Raw genomic sequence first — 17,801 nt, forward strand, 5'->3', positions numbered from 1 at the left:
ACCGGCACTGCGCGGGACGTGACCCAGAGCATCCGTGCGGAGGAAGCGCTGAGTGAGAGTGCGGAGCGTTTCCGCCTCATGATCGAAGGCAGCGAGCAGGTGATTTTTTACATCCATGACATAGATCACCGCTTTGAATACCTCTCACCCTCCACGCTCCCCGTGCTGGGCTATGAGCCAAATGAGTTGCTAGGGCAGCTCTATGACACGCTGCTGATTTCGGGTGATCCTGAGAATGACACTGTGCATGAGAAGACCGATCAAGCGCTGAGGGACGGCAAGCCCCTGCCGCTTTACAATATCGCCGTGCATCAGAAAAACGGAGGCCGGATCGTGCTGGAGATCCAGGAAAGCCCGATTTTTCGAGATGGCGTCGTGGTCGGCATGCAGGGCTTTGGCCGTGACATCACCGCGCGCAAGCTGGCAGAAGATGAAACGCGCCGGTCCGCCAACCTGCTCCAGGCCGTGGCGGATAGCACCTCGGACGCCGTCTTTGTGAAAGACCTGCAGGGGCGCTACCTGCTCTTCAACGAAGGCGCGGCGCACTTGGTCGGCAAGCCGGTGGCCGAGGTTCTTGGTCATGATGACACGGAAATTTTTGATCTTGAGGGCGCACGCACGATGATGGAAAGTGACCGCGAGGTGATGCGTTCCGGTCAGATCACGGTGGCGGAAGAAGACCTCACCGCCGCAGGAGTCGCCCGCATTTATCACGTCACCAAAGCTCCCTACCGGGACAGTCAGGGTAAAATCATTGGTCTGGTGGGCATCTCACGCGACATCACCAAACGCCGGCAGGCAGACGAAATGCTGCGGCAGAACCAGACCATGCTACGCATCGCTGGCAGCGCCGCCAAGCTGGGCGGCTGGAGCATTGACCTCGCGGACAATAAACTCAGTTGGAGCGATGAAACCGCCATCATTCACGATCTAGAGCCCGGAAACACCCCGACTTTGGAGGAGGCCATCGCCTATTATCCATCGGAGCATCGTGAAGCAGTGTCAGAGCATGTCCGATTAATCGTTACGGATGGCACCCCCTTCGATTTCGAGGTTGAATTGATCACTGCCCGACAGCGGAGAATCTGGGTGCGAGCTATCGGTGAAGCGATGCGAGACAATGCGGGTAAAATCGTCCGGATCTACGGTGCGTTTCAGGACATCACAGAACAGAAACAGGCCGATCTAGCTTTGATCGCCAGCAACCGTGCGCTGCAGCTTCTCAGCCGCTGCAATGAAGCCTTGATCCGCTCGGAAAGCGAAACCTCTCTGCTTCGTGACATTTGTCGCATCGCCACCGAAGTCGGTGACTTCCGGCTGGCTTGGGTTGGTTACGCTCAGGACGACGCGGGAAAAACCATCAAACCACAAGCCTACTCTGGAGAAGGGCATGAATACCTGACCGATCTTCGAGTCAGTTGGTCCGAGGACGGACCAAGCGGCCAAGGCCCTGCTGGCAGGGTCATTCGCAGTGGCAAACCACTGGTCATTCCCGATCTGTCCCAAGAGCCGAGTTTCGCCCCCTGGCTCAACAAGACCAAGGCCCATGGCTTTGCGGGCATTGTCGCACTGCCGCTCAAGAACCAGACCCGCACCTTTGGCGTGCTCATTCTTTATACAGGCAAAATACACACGCCACATGTAAACGAAATGCAACTGCTGCGTGAACTGGCCGATGACCTGGCCTTCGGCATCGGCACCCTGCGCTCTCAGGTCGACCGCCGCCGCATGGAAGTCGCCATTCAGAAAATGGCCGCCAGCGTGTCCGCCAGCACCAATCAAAACTTCTTTTATCAGCTCGCAACTAACATGGCGGAAGCACTCGGCGCACAGGCTGCTTTTGTGAGCCGTCTGCTGCCGGGCCAACCGCTGACTGCGCGAACCATCGCCGCAGTCATCGATGGTGACCTGGTGAAAAATTTTGACTATAAGATATCCGGCACTCCGTGCGAAGCTCTGATGAGCGGCAACGACTGCATCGTGACAGAGCGCCTTGCTGAACAATTCCCGGAGGCTGCCGCACTCAAAGAACTCGGTGCAGAAGCTTATGTGGGCCGACGGCTGCTGAATGCTGACGGTGAAACGACCGGGTTTTTATTCGCCCTTCATCGGAAGCCCTTGGAACATTCCGAGTTCGTCAGTTCAACCCTTCAAGTTTTCGCCACCCGTGCCAATGCAGAACTCGAACGCCGTAAATCCGATGCACGTCTCCGGGAGCAGGCATCTCTGCTCGACAAGGCGCGTGACGCCATCCTGGTGCGGAATCTCGACCATACCATCCTTTACTGGAACCAGAGCGCCGAGCGCCTCTATGGCTGGACGGCAGCAGAGGCCATCGGCCGCTCGGCAATCGATCTGTTCTATCACAATACCAAAGACTATCTGATCCCCGTAGAATCCACCCTGACCACTGGAGAATGGCAGGGGGAACTACAGCAGTGCACCAAAGCTGGAGCACTGGTCGCAGTCGAGGCACGTTGGACATTGGTGCGTGATGATCAGGGGGAGCCGCAGTCCATCCTCGCCATCAACACCGACATCACCGAGCGGAAAAAACTTGAGCAGCAGTTCCTGCGCGCCCAGCGCATGGAAAGCATCGGCACCTTGGCCGGAGGCATCGCCCATGACCTCAACAACGTGCTGGCACCGATCATGATGTCCATCGAACTGCTCAAGATACAGGAAAAAGACCCCCGGCGGCTGAGCGTACTCAACACCATCGAAACCAGCTCCAAACGCGGCGCGGACATGGTCAAGCAAGTCCTCTCTTTCGCGCGCGGTGTGGAAAGCCAGCAGTTAGAGGTGCAGGCCGGTCACCTCCTCACAGAAATCGAAAAACTCGCCAACGAAACCTTCCTCAAAAACATCCAGGTGCGCAGTATTATTCCACCTGATCTTTGGATCGTTCGTGGAGATCCAACCCAGCTCCACCAGGTGCTGCTCAATCTCTGTGTGAATGCCCGTGATGCCATGCCCTACGGCGGCACGTTATCCCTGGCCGCCAGCAACCTGATGCTCGACGAGCACTACGCCGGCATGAATATTGAGGCCAAGCCGGGGCCGCATGTGCGCATCGTGGTGGAGGACACCGGCACCGGCATGCCGCCGGAGGTGATTGAGCGTATCTTCGAACCCTTCTTCACCACCAAAGAGTTAGGCAAAGGAACGGGCTTGGGCCTTTCCACCACCATCGCCATCATCAAAAGTCATGGCGGGTTTCTGCGTGTTTACAGCGAGGTCGGCGTCGGCACGCGCTTTCATGTCTATCTGCCCGCTCAAACAGAACCGGGTGCCGCCAACATGGGCCACCTGGAAGTCGAGCTCCCCGGTGGCCAGGGTCAGCTCATCTTGGTCATCGACGACGAGGCTTCCATCAGGCAGATCACTCAGCAAACATTGGAGGCCTTTGGCTACCGCGTTGTCTTGGCTTCCGACGGGGCCGAGGCTGCCGCCATCTATGGCGTACGCCGGCATGAGATCGCCGCCGTGCTCACCGACATGATGATGCCCGTCATGGACGGTCCGGCGACCATCCAAGTTCTCATGCGGATGAATCCGCAGGTGCGCATCATCGCCGCAAGCGGACTGAACGCCAACGGCATGGTCGCCAAGGCTGTCAATGTGGGCGTCAAACACTTCATTCCCAAGCCCTACACCGCAGAGACGCTGCTCAAGACGCTGCACACGCTGCTTAACGAAACAAATGCCACCAGGTAGATGCACGGATTGTCAAAAAACTCGTGGGACGCCAGATCGTGGCGATCCGCTTCAGTGGCCGTGATCGTGATGGCCCGGAACTCCTAGATCACCGCCTGTGTGTCCAGTGGGCAGAAGGGGAAGGGGATTCAGCTCGACTGCGGCCCTTTTCTATAGCTATCGCAGCTTGGCTTGATGCTGATGAACCATGTGCCATGGGCACATGTCTGGCCCATTCACTAGGCCGTGTTTGAAAACCAGTTGGATAAACCACGGGTGCTGCCTTCGTAGGTTTTACCCATTGACCGCCATCCTCCAGACACCATCTCATCCGCATTGCAATGGCCCGGTGCCCTGGATTCAGCGCTCCTGGCGCGCCTTCATGCAGGGCAGCTTTTTGGTGGGCTTGTGTCTAACTGAAACGCTGACCTATGCCGCCAGTACTGGCAGCAACGACTTCGAGTTTTTCGAGTCCCGTATTCGCCCGCTGCTGGTCGAGCATTGTTATGGATGCCATAGCGCCAAGGCCAGGAAGGCCAAAGGTGGCCTGCTGCTGGATTCGCGCGAAGGCTGGGCCAAGGGAGGTGAATCCGGCCCCGCAATCCTGCCCGGCAACCCCGATGACAGCCTGCTTATCCGGGGGGTGCATTATTGGGACAAGGAGTTCACCATGCCGCCGGACGCACCGCTTTCGCCAGCACAGGTGGCCGATCTTGTGGAGTGGGTGAAGCGCGGAGCACCCGACCCCCGCACTGCACCGCCCGCCCAGCTCGCGTCAGTAAAGCCAGCTTCCAGCATCGATCTGGACAAAGGCCGCAAGCACTGGGCATTCCAACCGGTGAAGATGCCGGCTCTTCCGTCAATCACGGACCCGTCATGGCTGCGGACCGAGGTGGATGCTTTCACTCTTGCCCAGATGGAAAAGGCAGGCGTTGAGCCGGTGCCTGAAGCGGACCGGCGCACTTTGATTCGTCGCGTTAGTTTCGATTTGATCGGCCTGCCGCCCACTCCCGATGAGGTCGAGGCCTTCGTCACAGATCCTTCCACAGACGCTTTTGCTCATCTGGTGGAACGCCTCCTTGCCTCACCCCATTATGGCGAGCGCTGGGGACGCCATTGGCTGGATGTGGTGCGCTACGCGGACACCTGCGGCAACGCGTCGGACTATCCGGTGCCCCAGGCCTTCAAGTACCGGAACTACGTCATCCAGGCCTTTAATGCCGACATGCCCTTCGACCAGTTCATCCGCGAACAGATCGCGGGCGATCTGCTGCCAGCCTCATCAGATGATGAGGGTTTCGATCATGTGGTTGCCACTGGTTATCTGGCCGTTTCTCGACGTTTCGGCGGTGGCAAGGGGCCGGTGAATCTGACCATTGATGACGCCATCGACAACATAGGCCGGTCCTTCCTCGGCCTCTCCGTCAGCTGTGCCCGCTGCCACGATCACAAGTTCGATCCAGTGCCGCAGGCCGACTACTACGCGCTGTACGGCATTTTCAGCAGCACGACGTTTCCTCATCCCGGCGGCGAAGGCTTAAATAGACCGGCGAACTTGGTCCCGGTCGTGGCCAAGGCAGAGATCGAAGCCGTCACGAAACCGTGGCGTGAACACATTGCCAGACTTGAATCCGAAATGAAGAAACTGGAGGCTGAGAAAGCCGGTTTGGAAAAGCAGCCGGACAGCGCGGAAAAGAAGGGCTCCATGACATTGACGACCAAGAAAATCACGGAGGCCAAGACCCGCCTGAAGCAAGTGACGGACACCGTTCCTTATGAGCTGGCGTATGCCGTGAGCGAAGCGACAGGCGGCGACACGCGCTTGCAGGTTCGGGGCGATCCAAAGCGCCTTGGCGAGGAAGTGCCAAGGGGATTTTTGCAGGTTCTCGGCGGCCAGCAGCTTCCAAAAAACACTCGCGGAAGTGGTCGCCTGGAATTGGCCCGCTGGATAGCCGACCCTGCCAACCCGCTCACGGCGCGGGTGATGGTGAACCGCCTCTGGCAGCATCACTTTGGACGCGGCCTCGTCTCCACACCCAACGATTTTGGTACTCGCGGCCAGTTGCCGACCCATCCCGAGCTGCTGGACTGGATGACTCAGCGCTTCATCCAAAGCGGATGGTCGATCAAGGCGATGCACCGCCTGATGCTGCTCTCACACACTTGGCAGCTTTCCAGCCGTGTGCCGCAAGCGGTCACTGCGGACCCCAACAACACCCTGTGGTGGCATGCCGAGCGCCGTCGCCTTGATGCTGAATCCATTCGCGATGCCATGCTCTTCGTCAGCGGCGATCTCGATCTTACGCCCGGTGGCGCGCATCCATTCCCGCCTGCGCACACCTGGAGCTTCACGCAGCACCGGCAGTTTTTCGCTGTCTATGATAGTCCCCGGCGCTCTGTTTATCAGATGCAGCAAAGGCTGCGGAAGCATCCCTTCTTTGCCCTCTTCGACGGTGCGGACACAAACTCAAGCACTGCCGTGCGCGACCCCAGCACCACGCCGCTGCAGTCGCTCTTCATGATGAACGACAAGTTCGCCCATGATCAGGCGGCCCAGCTTACAGCGCGCCTGATGACGATGGCAGACGAGGATGCCTCGCGCGTGGATCGTGCCTTTCGCCTTCTGTATGCACGGCCACCCGAACTCGATGAAGTCCGCATGGCCACCGACTATCTCGCCCAGATCCGTGCGCGGCTCGGTACCAAAAACCTTCCAGCGGAGCAAGCCTGGCCCAGCCTTGTGCGTGCCCTGCTCGGTGCCAATGAGTTTCTCTACCTCGACTAGACCATGAATCGTCGCGCCGCCATCCACTCACTTGCCGGTAGCTCGCTCCTGTTGCCGGGCATCGTTTCCGAGTTGCTGGCTGCGGAGGCAAAACGTGACGCCGTCGCTGCGGACGATCCGCTTGTTCCGAAACCGCCGCACTTCGCCGCCAAAGCCAAGCGAGTGATCTTTCTGCACATGAGCGGTGGTGTCTCGCATGTGGATTCGTTCGACCACAAGCCCCGCCTGTTTGCCGATCACGGCCAGCCTTATGAGGTGCCGAAGAAGATGCTGGAAGCCTTCGCTAGCACCAATCGAAGCGCGGTGAAGTTCTTCAAGAAGCCGGATTGGGAATTCAAGCAGCGCGGCCAGTCCGGACTCTGGATCAGCGAGATGTTCCCCCACGTCGCCAGGTGTGCAGATGACATCTGCCTCATCCGCTCGATGTACAATGATCACGCGGACCACGCCCAGGCCACGCTTGGTATTCACACCGGCTCGGTAACCTTTACCCGGCCGAGCCTGGGCTCATGGGTAAGCTACGGTCTCGGCACCCTGAATGCGAACCTGCCGAGCTTCATGGTCATCGCGCCTGCGCTGCCTTATGCGGGCGGCCAGGTGTGGTCGGCTGACTTCCTGCCCGGCTGCCATCAGGGCACACGCGTGGTGCCCGGCCCCGAGCCGGTGCCGGACATCAAGCCGCTGGTGACTGATGCAGAGTTGCAGGAAATGGAACTGGGCATAGGTGCCGCCTTCAACCGCCGTCATCTGCTCGCCCGTGGGAATGACCGGCAACTGGCGGCGCGCATCAAATCCTTTGAAACCGCCTATGGTATGCAGGCCGCTGCGCCAGAGGCCTTTGACCTGAGCAAGGAAACAGATGACACGCACACGCTCTACGGCCTGCCGCGCGGAAGTACGAAAGGGTTTGGCTGGCAGTGTCTTGTCGCCCGCAGACTTGCCGAGCGTGGCGTGCGTTTCATCGAACTGATTGACACAGGGGCCTCTGGAAACTGGGACGCGCATGGGGACATGGCCACGCATGGTCCGCTCGCGAAGAACGTGGACCAGCCCATCGCAGCACTCCTCAAGGACCTCAAGCAACGCGGCATGCTGAAGGACACGCTCGTTGTGTGGGCCACAGAATTCGGCCGCACTCCGTTCAATACGTCGAAGGACTCCAAAGGACGCGAACATCACGCCCAAGCCTTCACTTGCTGGATGGCCGGTGGCGGCGTCAAAGGCGGCTGCAGCTACGGCGAGAGCGATGACCACGGCAATGCCGTCGCCACCAACGGCGTGCATGTCCACGACTTCCATGCCACCATGCTGCATCTTTTGGGTCTCGATCACACGCGCCTCACCTTCCGCCATTCCGGCCGTGACTACAGGCTCACGGATGTGCATGGCAATGTCGTTCAGGACATCCTGACTTAGCTTGTTGGCCTGATCAATTTAAGGAGCGCGATGATCATCTGCCGCTGGGAGAACTGGCGGGCCTCAACCACGCTTCACGCCGTCTCCGGCATGAAGGTGGGGAAGACGATGCCGCTGGCCGTGGCAATGGGGTCTGTGGATTGCGCGACGTGGAGCTCGACATTGCGTGCGCTCCAGGAGTAGGCGGTGCGGACGAGCGCGGTTGCGGTACAGGGCACGAGAAAGACGAGCGTTTTGCCACGCAGGCCGTCGAGGGCCTGCCACAGCAGCGCGATGGCGGTCTCCTCCGTGGCTGCGACGCCGGGGCCGATCATGGTGAATGAAGGGTGCGTGCTCATGGCGAGAAAGCCATTCACCGCGCCGTCTGTACTCGTGGAGACAAGCACGCGCCATGCGCCGACTTCATTGCGGAGGAAGAAGGCGTAGTCCTGTTCGCGGCGGATGCCCTGCTGCGCGTGTTCAAAGTCGGCGATGTGCGGCACATCAGCCAGTGTGGCTGGTCGCACACGGTCCACGCCACTGGGGGGCGCGACTGCCAGCCCGGTTTCTGGTACGGTGATGAGCAGGTCTTGAAACATCGCGCCGGGGATGAAGCCGAGGCGGGTGTAGAGCGAGAACGAATCGAGATTCAACAGGCTGGACACGAGCCGCGCCGGTTTGCCCAGCCGGCTGGCTTTATCGAGCACGGTGTTCATCATTTTCCGCGCGATGCCGCGTCCGCCAGCCTCCGGTGCTGTGGCGACAATGCCGATGGAGATGTGCGTCTCCCGTTCATGGGAGAAGCACACGCCGACGATCTCGCCGCTGTCAGTGCGGGCGGTCACGCACTGGCCGGGATCGAGCGCTTCATACACGGCGGGAAACAGCAGGAACGGATCATGGCTATCGCCAAACCGCGCGCCCTGCCCGAGGCGGCTTTCATACCAATGCACCAGCGCGTGGTGCAGCAGCCGTGCGATGGGTTCGTGATCCGCCGCGCTGAGCGGGGTGAAGTCAATGTGCTCGGCCATGGCTTAGACGACCTCCCATCCTTTGCGATAGGTTTCCTTGATGAAGGCATCCGCTGCGGGCAGCCCCTTGGCTTTCATCGCGGGTGCATCCCACTCAATGGGTTTCTGCGTGCGAAGCGAGAGCACGCCGAGCAGCGCGATCTCCGTGAGATGCGCGGCATAGGCAAAGGGACTCGTCGCCGGGTCGCCGCCTTTGCAGGCATCGACCCAGTCACGGTGGTGGCCGTTCGAGCGCTTCAGCTTCGGCGCTGGCTTGGTGTATTCGGCGCGGCGCGCATCCGGGAACAGCCGTGGCGCGCCGCCGCCGCCATCGCATTGGATCACGCCTTTTTCGCCGATGAAAAGGCAGCCGCGCTTTGGCAGCGGGAAGTTCCCCAGCGCTGCCGGAGCCTCTGGCATGAGTCCACCGTCATGCCACGTCATGCGGATCTCGGGCCGCGCCCCAGCCGCTGGAAAGGTGTAATAAATCACCGAGCCATGCGGTGCGATCTCGCTGTCCATCATCCCTGCGGCATGAGCCTCCACACGTGAGGGGATCGGCAGATCGAGCGCCCGCACGGCGCTGTTCATGTCGTGGCAGGCGAAGTCGCCGATGCCCGTGCTGCCAAAGTCCCAAAAGTCGCGCCACGCGACCGGGAAGTAGGCGGGATTAAAGGCACGCTCGTTGCGCGGGCCGAGCCAGAGATCCCAGTTCAATCCAGCGGGCACGGGTGGTGTGTCGGTGGGTTTGCTCAGCAGTGTGGGATTCCACCGCTTCGCGCCGACCCACACATGAATCTCCTTCACCGCACCAATGGCACCGTCCTGAATGTATTCGATTGTCTCGCGCGTGCCGAGTGACGAATGGCCCTGGCTCCCCAACTGCGTGGCCACGCCTGTTTCGGCGGCGACCTTGGCGACATGCCGCGCCTCCCAGATGTTGTGCGTCAGCGGCTTCTCACAATAGACATGCTTGCCAGCCCGCATCGCGATCACGGAGGCATACGCATGCAGGTGGTCCGGCGTGGCGATGAGCACTGCGTCGATGGATTTTTCCTGTTCAAGCATGTCGCGAAAATCGACATAGTCGGAGCAGCGGAAGTTCGGTGTTTTCGTGGAGTAGTGTTTCTCGATCTCCGCCTTCACCGGCAGGCGACCGCCCATGCCTTTGAAGTAGAAATTTTCCAGGCTGAAGGACTCCGCCGGATCGGCCACGGCGATAATCTGTGCATCATCCAGTTGCATCAGTGCGCGCACATTCGACCGGCCCTGGCCGCCCGTGCCGATGATCGCCACGTTCAGCTTCTCACTCGGCGGCACAAAGCGCGGCCCGCCCAGCACATGGCGGGGGACGATGTTGAAGGTCGCCACGGTGGCGGCGGCGGTTTTGAGAAAGTGGCGGCGAGTGGGCGGGGTAGGGGTGTTCATAGCAGGCGGGAAGGTGGTCGCAGTGGTCAGTGATTTTTGGGCTTGCGGCATTGAGTGGATCAGGGCTGGATTCATACGTGATCACGACCCCCTGATTTCATCTGAATGATTTCGAAGTGTGCCCGACTGCGGATGATGAATCGAAGAACGTTGCCTACCGAATGTCCACTTTTTCACCGCGTTCGAGAATGCGCACAACGTCCTCATCCAGCAGGAAGCCTTCGCGGTGCAGTTTCAATGCGGCGGCGGTGAGGCGGCTCAAGTACTCGCCACGGGAGGGATAGCGCTCTTCGAGGGACAGCCGTGGATCACCGCTGCCTTTGCGTTCGGCCTGGGTCTTCGCGAAAGGCAGGAACATGCCGTCGAGCGGCGACAGCATCGATTCTGCGCCGAACTTCGCCGCGCGCAGATTCCAGCCGGTGTAGGTGCCCAGCGGCACGGCGACTTCTGGCAGCACGATGCCGCTCGTTTCATTGCCATCGGCATTCACGGCGGGGAGCAGCGTGCGGAAGGTCGGGCCGATCTTCGGCGGAATGATGTCGGCGATGCCGGCGCTGAGAAAACGCGGGCCGAAGTCGAGGCGCGCTGGCTCGTAGTGCTGGGCGGGCAGGTTGCAGCCGGGGATGGTTGGAAACCCGGAACGCCAGGTGGTATGATCTACCAGTGTGCCATCCGCCAGCGTCGGGTGGCGGCTCGGCGGCGGGGTCTTGCCGCTCTGCATCCAGGCGGACAGCGCCACCAGCAGCGCACGCTGCACGGGGCCGCGATCATTGAGCGTGTTGCGCGGCTGCTGACAGATACCGCGCTTGCCGTCACTTGCGCCCAAGTGCTCGGCCCCGGCGATGGAGTACACCCGCACATTTTCCGGCAGCGCGAGGTCCTGCGTGCCTGCCACATCCGTGTGCAGCAGCGAAGCGGCACGGCTCCAGTATTCCGTGGACGTTTGCGTGAAGATGATGCGTGGCATGTGGCCGGAATGGTGCGCCCGCGCCAGCGTATCGCCGGATTCCCCAGTGACCGGATCGGTCTGCGGCAGTGGCGCAAACGGGAAGAACTCCGAGCCGGACAAGTGCCCCTCATGCTGCGTGCCAAACTCCGTGCTCATGCGGAAGCGATGGTTGAACATGCCCTTGCCCGCACCCGCGACGTGGATCAGCGCACCGTCAAACACCGCACGCCGGTGCTCATCGGTATTCAATCCCTCAAACAGGAAGTGATGAATGACACGGCCCGATTGCGAGATGCCGAACACGCAGGCTTGCTTGATCGCGCCCGCCAGCGGATTCGTCGCCACGTCCGCATGTCGGAAAAAGGCCACGCAATCTCGCAGCGCGGTGAGCCCAAGACCCGTCACGCGTGGCTCCTTCGCGGTGTAAACAAGATCATACAACCAGCCGGGACGCAGCCCTTCCTTCACATACACATGCGTGGCATCGGCAATGAGTTTGCCATCCTCCCAGCGGCCAAAGGCCCACTCGGTGCGCGGCACCTCGACACCTGCCTCAGCGCGGTTCGGTCGCATCGTGAGCGTGGCGTCTTCATTATCCAAACTCACCGCTGGAAACGCGGCGCCGATCCCCCAGGGACTCCAGGAAAACGCGCGGCTGAAGACCTGCTCCGTACTGCTGATCTCCAAGTGCGCGTGGCCAGTGATGGTTTTGCCATGGTCCGTCGCGATGGGCAGGCCGCATAGCAGGCGCTGCGTATCGTCCGCCTGCACCTCGCCATTCCAGCCGCACCACAGCACAGAGAAGCCCTGCCGCATGAGGAAACCATTGCCCGCATGTTCCGCCGACTGCGGATCGTTGGTGCGCAGGCCGTCGTTGAAGGTCCACAGTGCCAGCATGTTGCCGCGATTGTTCACGTCGTAGAGCAGTTGCCCGTTGCCCTTGCGGGCATCGACCGGTTTCAATAGAAAGAAGTCCGTCCAGCTTTCCACCTTCCCGCGTGCATTGCGCGGCGCGAGCTTCAGGTCGCTGATGCGCGCATTCGCGGCATGCTGCGGATCGGTTTCGAGATACAGCCGTCCTTTGACGCGCTCATACGCACCCGCCGTTCCAAAGCTCATGCCAGCGGCAAACGCCGCACGTTCGGTGATCTCCACGCGCACCACTTCGGCCTGCGTGACGGCGGGGTGGATGACAAGGGCGAATGAGCAGGCGAGAAATCGTAATGAGAAATGCATGGGCAGTGGGACTGGGCGGGTGGCTAGGGTTACTGGGCTGCGGTCTCTGCGGACAGTACCTTGATTTTTTCCTGCCAGTTAGCGGTGTCTGTCTCGATGCAGCGCAGGATGACTTTCGCCTCAAACTTCGTGCCGCGTTTGAGCATGGCGTGGGAGTAAAGATGATTGTAGAGCTTGTGATAGACCGTCTTGTCCCAATAGAACGTCTTCAAGCCCTGTCCGACGAGCGGCTGTGGATACCACACCAGCGTCGCACGTTGTGACTTTGGATCATGGATCGCCGTCCACTTCACATCCTCCTGCAACGCGTGGCCGCTTTTGCTTTCGAACGTGCCATCCACCAGCGTGCCGTCCGTTTTCTCCGCCATCCATGCCGTCGTGCTCGGGACAAACGGGTGCATGAAGCCGTAGAGTATCCCGATATTCACGTCTGTGGTGGCTTCGTAGCGGTGCAGCTCGATCACGCGGTCATCCGTGATCGTGTAAATCGCCTTCAGCTTGATAGGCCCCAGCATGGATTGCTTGCGCAGTTCCGCGTTGCCTCCGCGATAGACTGCGCCGTCCACCAGCTCGCAGGGTTTGCCGTCCACGGTGAGCACTGCGCTCTCCACTTTCTCGATGCCTCCTTCGTTGTGCCCCGTGCCGATCCATTTGCCGCCCTCGGGAGCAAAGACCGTGCCGTAGAAGCCGGGGCGGCCGGTGATGAGCGCACCTTTGTGCGTGATGCTGCTGATCGTCCACGCGCGGTCGCCGGCGAACTCGACCTTCAGGTCGCGCGTCTCCACGGTGACGTAGCTGACTGGCCCCGGCTTTTCGCCAGCGGCGAAGCTGAGGGCAGGTGTGAGTGTCAGGACGGCGAGGAAAGGGAGGAATCGGGAGGTCATCATGGGGCAGTGGGTTACTTTGTCGGTGCTGGTGCAGTTGCGCTGTCATGCGCGAGCTTGTTGTTGGCGAAGGTGTTGTCCTGGCCACCTTCGATGCGAATGGACGGAGCCGGAGCACGGTCAGGACGACGATCCGCGATGAGGCAGCCACTGATGAGGCTGTTGCTCACCTTTTTGAGCAGCAGGCCCACGCCATCACTGTCCAGGATCGTGCAGCCGGAGATGTTGAAGGTGTCGCCGTCCTCGATCTCCACGGCGGCGGGATGCGTGCGCACGCCGTCGATGTGCATGCCGGTCAGCGTGATGTCGCGGCAGTGGCGGAACACCAGCCCGCCCTTGGCGACGTCCCGCTTGCCACGGTAGTAGGGTGGATTGCGGTCAAAGGAGTTGCTGCCGACGGCGATGTTGCTGCAATTCGTCACCCGCAGATCGTGCTCGAAGCCGCCGCCGAAGGTGTTGCCCGTGATCACCGCGCCGCGCACATGCTGCAGGTCGATGTTCACCTCCACATCGCTCAGCACGTTGTCGGTGATGCTGAGATGGCCCCACTGTGTGTCGTCCTCCGGCTTGCTCTTGCCGATGAAGCGCACGTTCGCCGCGCCGGGCGATGGATTGTGCTGGATGGTGCAGCCGACGATGGCGACCTCCGCCGTTGAACCTCCCGTGCAGTCGATCAGCACATTCGCAGTCGGGGGGGCTTCAGGCGTCATGTTGCTCTCGATGTCGCAGGTGCCGATGTGCAGGTTGCGCACGCCGCCACCGCGTGTCACCACGCCGCCGCCCGCATTGTAACTGATGTGGCTGCCGATGATGTTCGACTGGTGCAAGTCCACCTGATCATAAAACACACCGATGCCCGTGTTGTGGTAGAGGTGGCAGTCGCTGATGATGACGTTGCGGTTCCGCACGGTGAGATGGATGCCATGCCGCGCCTCATGCACCGCCAACCGCGTGATCGTGACCTGCATCGTCCCCGTCGCCTCGATGCCATCGGCCTCGGCGTGTGCGCCGACGATTTCGATGCCGTCCACCATCGGCGTGCGCTGCCGCTCAAAAATCTCCGGCTTCAGGCTCTTTGGATCCGCCGTGCCGCCATGCGTGCCTTTGAAATGAAACGCCGGTCCTGCGCCCTCCATCACGAAGCGTGCCACACCATCACCGCTCAGGGAGATGAAGCCCGTTTGGTCGAGGTCGATGACCACCGTGCGGGTCAGTCGATAGGTGCCTCGCGCAAAACGCACCGCACCACCGGCATCCACGGCCTTCTGCACTGCTGCCGTGTCATCGGCTTTGCCATCGCCCACGATGGCCGGTGCCTGCGCGCCGAGTGGCGAGACTGCCAGGGCGAAAATGAGCGGCACCAAGGTGTGGTATTTCATGAATTAATGTATGATTAGATTATATTACGGTTTCCAGTCGCGTGCGTTGCGGATCACGCGGATGCGGTCGCCTGTGCCAAGCTTTTCATAGACCTCACGGGTCCATTCAAACGCGGGTGGAATCTTGCCAATGAAGGTAATCCGACGCGGATGCAACAGCGCCAAGTTCTGCGGCAGGTCGCCGATGCGCAGGATGCCAGCGAATTCTGCGGCGGTGGGCTGCGTGTGGCTTTCCGGCGGCGCTTCGAGGATGAGTTCGCTGATCTGCGGATCAAGGATGGCTGCGTAGATGGCCAGTGCGGCGGTGTCGCCTTTGCCGTACAGCACCAGTGGCCCGGTGGTGGTGCCCTTCCGCATCAGCGCGGCTCCGGCCAGCAGATCATTCACCTGCCGCTCCGGCAGCGTGTGACCGAGCAGCGGATAGACGCGGCGCAGCGTCCACAGGTATCCCGGCCCCACAGAGGTGGCGCCGGTGTTCCGCACTTCGACTCCGGCGCTGGTAAACTCCGGCGCGAGTGCCGGGCGCGAGACGCCCCCGCCGGTGAAGGTGCTGCGCGCTTCCGGCTGTACCGCGAAGACGACCGTCGGCACGCTGCCGCTTCGGGGTTGCAGGTGGCGTGTCTTGACCGCCAGCGTGAGGCCATCCGCAGTATCGAAAACGCGCGTGCCATAGACATCGCCATCGCGCGTGCCGCCATCGGCGAACTGGTCGCGCAGGCGCGGCGTGGGATCGGCAGGGACGTTGCGAAAGGTGGTCTGCCGCAGCTTCGTGAGCGCGTCTTTTTGATGCGACTGCCACTGCGTTTCGCTGTCAGGCATCGAGACCTCAGCGGCTTTGACCAGCCGCGCGTCCATCTGCATCATGGTGTCGTTCTGCGGCAGTTTGCCACCGAACACCAGCAGATTTTCCGCTGGCTCGACGAAGTCGGTCACGTCGTCCTGCACGGGGGTGGGATCATTTTTCAGGTGCGTGTTGAAGAAGGTGAAGATCGCCTGCCGCAGCTTCGGCGTGTAGCCGTGCGGTGCGAGATCTTCGACCAGATCAAACTGCTTCGGCACATTGAGCGCCGTGTATTGATGACGGATGCGAAGCGCCACATCGCGATAGCCTGCGGGCCGCCACAGCACGTCCTCGCTGCCCGAGGCGATCAGGAACGCACGCGGCGCGATCAGCGCACCGATGTCCGGCCAGCACCAGCGATAATAGTTGACCCAAAACGCGCAGTCGCAGTGCCCATCGGTGGCGCGATCCACCGCCATGCGCTCGATGCTGCCACTCTGGCAGACCGGCACCACCACCTTCACGCGCTCATCCGCCGCGCCGAGGAACCACGACATCGCGCCGCCGCCACTGAGACCGGTGACGCCCATTTTTTCGCCCTCCACATCCGGCCGGCTCTGCAAATAATCCAGCGCACGCATGGCATTCCACACCTCCGTGCCGGCCGGTGTGTAGCCACGGCTTGGCCAGTCAAACCGACCATCGCGGTAGGTGCCATGGTGCATGCCCTGGCACTCGCCGAGCTGCACCGGGTCCAGCACCAGCGCCACATAGCCATGCTGGGCGAACCAGCGCGGATTCGCCTGATAGGGCCCGTTCACTTTGCCTTTTGAGTGGCCGCAGAGATACAGCACCGCTGGCAGCCTGCCGGTGATCTTCGCCGGACGGTACAAGTTCCCCGCCACATGCGCGCCGGGCGAGCTTTGAAAGTGAATCTTCTCCACCACATAGTCACCGCGTTCCAGCACGCCCGTCACCGTCGCCTGCAATGGCGTCCGCTCCGGCAGTGGCGAAAGTCCCAGCATCTCCAGCCACTTCCCGCGCCGCTCGGCCAGTGTGCCCTGCCACTCCTCCGGCGTCATCGGTTGCGCCAGCGACGCCCTGCTGATCGCTCGCGCATCCTGACTGACGCTGCCGTAAATGGAGAGGTCTTGCGCGCCTGCGTGAGTGATCGCAAGCAAACCGAGAGCGATGAGGTGGGAGGGAACGTGTCGTTTCATGGAATGGGGAAGAACTGGAGCGCGTCACGATGACTAGAGCCATCAAACGGCGAGGCGAAGGCGGGAAGGTCGGTGAGCATGGGCAGGCAAAAGGTACGACGCCTAGCCGCCCTTTCTCAGCGTCAGATGTCTCTGTGTCACTATTTTGCTGTGGATGTTTTTTGAAAAGCGCCATCGCCGCTGCGTATCACTGCCATCTCATGAAACTCACTGCGCCCTTTTTCCTCTGCATCGCCTCCCTCGGCCTGTCTTTTACCACCGCCAGTTCTGGTCAGGAAAAAGCCGCTGCCCCGCGCGTCTTCAACGCCGGTGCCGCCACCAGCAACATCACCCCACCGCTGGGCATGGAGATCGTGGGAAACTTCGCGCCCCGACCCATCTCCACGAATGTGCATGACGAGCTGCATGCGCGCTGCCTCGTGCTCGACGACGGTACCACCAAGCTGGCCTTTGTGGTGGCAGACACGATCTCGCTGGCGCGTGACGTGTGGGACGAGGCGAAGCAGAAGATCGAGGTGGCCACGGGCATCCCCGCTTCAAACATGATGTTCTCCGGCACGCATACACATTCCAGCGTCGCTACGCTCACCAATCCGGATTCGTCGCTGAACTACCGGCAATTCATCATCTCACGCGTGGTGGACGGCGTGCGTCGTGCCTTGCATAATCTGGAACCTGCACGCATCGCCTGGGGCTCGGGAAAAGTGCCGCAGCATGTGTTCAACCGCCGCTGGCTGATGAAGGAGGGGCTGACGAACCCGAACCCCTTCGGCGGGTTGGATCGTGCGGTGATGAATCCCAGCGGCCTGCTGCGCTCCCGCCTCGCCGGACCTGCCGGCCCGACCAACCCCGAGGTCTATTGCCTCTCCGTGCAGGCGGCAGACGGACGCCAGATCGCGCTGATGGCGAACTACTGGCTGCATTATGTCGGCGGCGTTCCGCGTGAAGATTTGTCCGCCGATTACTTCGGCGAGTTCTGCCGGGTGCTCGAAACGAAGCTCGCTTCGACCGGAGAACATCCGCCCGTCGTCGGCATGC

At 61.2% G+C, this 17,801-nt stretch carries 10 protein-coding genes; 4 read left to right on the top strand and 6 right to left on the bottom strand.

What is annotated here, in order from left to right:
* From PSV43_RS20345 to PSV43_RS20355, 3 genes are all read left to right on the top strand, one after another.
* Positions 1–3,717, top strand: a 3,717-nt coding sequence (locus PSV43_RS20345) for a PAS domain S-box protein (RefSeq protein ID WP_300201884.1), incomplete at its 5' end; no start/stop codon positions are given.
* Positions 3,718–3,997: 280 nt separating this feature from the next.
* Entirely contained in the window at positions 3,998–6,481 is a 2,484-nt protein-coding gene (locus PSV43_RS20350; RefSeq protein ID WP_300201887.1) for a DUF1553 domain-containing protein, read from the top strand.
* A 3-nt stretch (positions 6,482–6,484) separates the two neighbouring features.
* Positions 6,485–7,897 carry a DUF1501 domain-containing protein gene (locus PSV43_RS20355; RefSeq protein WP_300201890.1) on the top strand — a complete coding sequence of 471 codons (1,413 nt, stop codon included), beginning with the start codon at positions 6,485–6,487 and terminating at the stop codon, positions 7,895–7,897.
* Between the two features lie 74 nt (positions 7,898–7,971).
* Here PSV43_RS20355 and PSV43_RS20360 read toward each other — a convergent pair whose 3' ends face one another.
* From PSV43_RS20360 to PSV43_RS20385, 6 genes are all read right to left on the bottom strand, one after another.
* Positions 7,972–8,907, bottom strand: coding sequence for a GNAT family N-acetyltransferase (locus PSV43_RS20360; protein WP_300201893.1), 936 nt, complete (start codon positions 8,905–8,907; stop codon positions 7,972–7,974).
* 3 nt (positions 8,908–8,910) lie between these two features.
* Entirely contained in the window at positions 8,911–10,314 is a 1,404-nt protein-coding gene (locus PSV43_RS20365) for a Gfo/Idh/MocA family oxidoreductase (RefSeq protein ID WP_300201896.1), read from the bottom strand.
* Positions 10,315–10,468: 154 nt separating this feature from the next.
* Positions 10,469–12,499, bottom strand: a complete 2,031-nt coding sequence (locus PSV43_RS20370) for an alpha/beta hydrolase domain-containing protein (RefSeq protein ID WP_300201899.1) — start codon at positions 12,497–12,499, stop codon at positions 10,469–10,471.
* A gap of 29 nt (positions 12,500–12,528) precedes the next feature.
* Positions 12,529–13,386 (bottom strand): hypothetical protein, encoded by an 858-nt coding sequence (locus tag PSV43_RS20375; RefSeq protein WP_300201902.1) that lies wholly within the window; start codon positions 13,384–13,386, stop codon positions 12,529–12,531.
* Positions 13,387–13,397: 11 nt separating this feature from the next.
* The gene (locus PSV43_RS20380) at positions 13,398–14,762 is read right to left on the bottom strand and encodes a right-handed parallel beta-helix repeat-containing protein (RefSeq protein WP_300201905.1); all 1,365 of its coding nucleotides are present in this window, start codon (positions 14,760–14,762) and stop codon (positions 13,398–13,400) included.
* Between the two features lie 24 nt (positions 14,763–14,786).
* Positions 14,787–16,763: an acetylxylan esterase gene (locus tag PSV43_RS20385; protein WP_300201908.1), complete on the bottom strand. Its 1,977-nt coding sequence runs from the start codon at positions 16,761–16,763 to the stop codon at positions 14,787–14,789.
* Between the two features lie 200 nt (positions 16,764–16,963).
* Between PSV43_RS20385 and PSV43_RS20390 the strand changes: the two genes are divergently transcribed.
* The coding region (locus tag PSV43_RS20390) for a neutral/alkaline non-lysosomal ceramidase N-terminal domain-containing protein (protein WP_300201911.1) at positions 16,964–17,801 on the top strand (838 nt) is incomplete at its 3' end.

This window comes from Prosthecobacter sp. (assembly GCF_029946185.1).
In the GTDB taxonomy this organism is placed as follows: Bacteria; Verrucomicrobiota; Verrucomicrobiia; order Verrucomicrobiales; family Verrucomicrobiaceae; genus Prosthecobacter.

What these genes read in the sequence shown, in the direction of transcription:
- PSV43_RS20355 (WP_300201890.1), top strand. Translation starts at nt 6,485, where the DNA reads ATGAATCGTCGCGCCGCCATCCACTCACTTGCCGGTAGCTCGCTCCTG.
- PSV43_RS20360 (WP_300201893.1), bottom strand. Translation starts at nt 8,907, where the DNA reads ATGGCCGAGCACATTGACTTCACCCCGCTCAGCGCGGCGGATCACGAA.
- PSV43_RS20365 (WP_300201896.1), bottom strand. Translation starts at nt 10,314, where the DNA reads ATGAACACCCCTACCCCGCCCACTCGCCGCCACTTTCTCAAAACCGCC.
- PSV43_RS20370 (WP_300201899.1), bottom strand. Translation starts at nt 12,499, where the DNA reads ATGCATTTCTCATTACGATTTCTCGCCTGCTCATTCGCCCTTGTCATC.
- PSV43_RS20375 (WP_300201902.1), bottom strand. Translation starts at nt 13,386, where the DNA reads ATGATGACCTCCCGATTCCTCCCTTTCCTCGCCGTCCTGACACTCACA.
- PSV43_RS20380 (WP_300201905.1), bottom strand. Translation starts at nt 14,762, where the DNA reads ATGAAATACCACACCTTGGTGCCGCTCATTTTCGCCCTGGCAGTCTCG.
- PSV43_RS20385 (WP_300201908.1), bottom strand. Translation starts at nt 16,763, where the DNA reads ATGAAACGACACGTTCCCTCCCACCTCATCGCTCTCGGTTTGCTTGCG.